Here is a 716-nt window from a genome sequence, read left to right as displayed (position 1 = left end):
GCGCAATTGGGTATCATGGATCGCATGATCGATATGGGTGGATGGAAAGGCTTCATACTACGGTATTGTTCCGGTCCCAACCAGGCAAGTAATCTGAAAGAACTTAATTATAAATTATGGCAACACTGCTTTTTCCGCCGGGAAAAATCGAAAGTACTCACCCAGCTACCGGATAAGGTTCGTCAGATCGTTACCTGTGAGATAACGAACCGTAAAGAATATATGGATGCCGAACGCGATTTGATCGATTACCTGAAGCGATACAAGGAAGCTGACGACGAGAAGATCCAAAAGTCGCTAAAAGGGGAAGTAATGGTCCGTATCGGTATCTTGAAAGATATTACTGCACGCGGTAAACTGAAGGAGGTAATCGATTTCGTCAAGGACTTTCGGGAGAACGGAAAAAAGATTATCCTGTTCTGTAACCTGCATGAAATTGTAGACCGTTTGATAGTAGCTTTTCCTTCTGCCGTCTGCGTAACCGGAAGACAGAACATGCAAGAAAAGCAGGCTTCTGTCGACGCCTTCCAGAAGAACCCGAAGACGGACGTTATCATCTGTTCCATCAAAGCGGCCAGTGCCGGTATTACACTCACGGCTGCCAGCGATGTTGCCTTTATCGAACTTCCTTGGACGTATGCCGATTGCGATCAGGCAGAAAGCCGGGCGCACCGTATCGGGCAGAAAGATTCTGTAAACTGTTACTATCTGCTTGG

The 716-nt window shown here is 46.6% G+C and carries 1 protein-coding gene; it reads left to right on the top strand.

Going from position 1 to position 716, the window contains the following annotated elements:
* Positions 1-716: helicase-related protein (locus H8S65_RS20840; RefSeq protein WP_186931720.1), on the top strand; the 716-nt coding region annotated here is incomplete at both ends.

It is taken from the genome of Parabacteroides hominis, assembly GCF_014287585.1.
Lineage (GTDB): Bacteria > Bacteroidota > Bacteroidia > Bacteroidales > Tannerellaceae > Parabacteroides > Parabacteroides hominis.
Note: the sequence above shows the minus strand (reverse complement) of the source record. Positions and strands in the feature narration are given on the sequence as shown.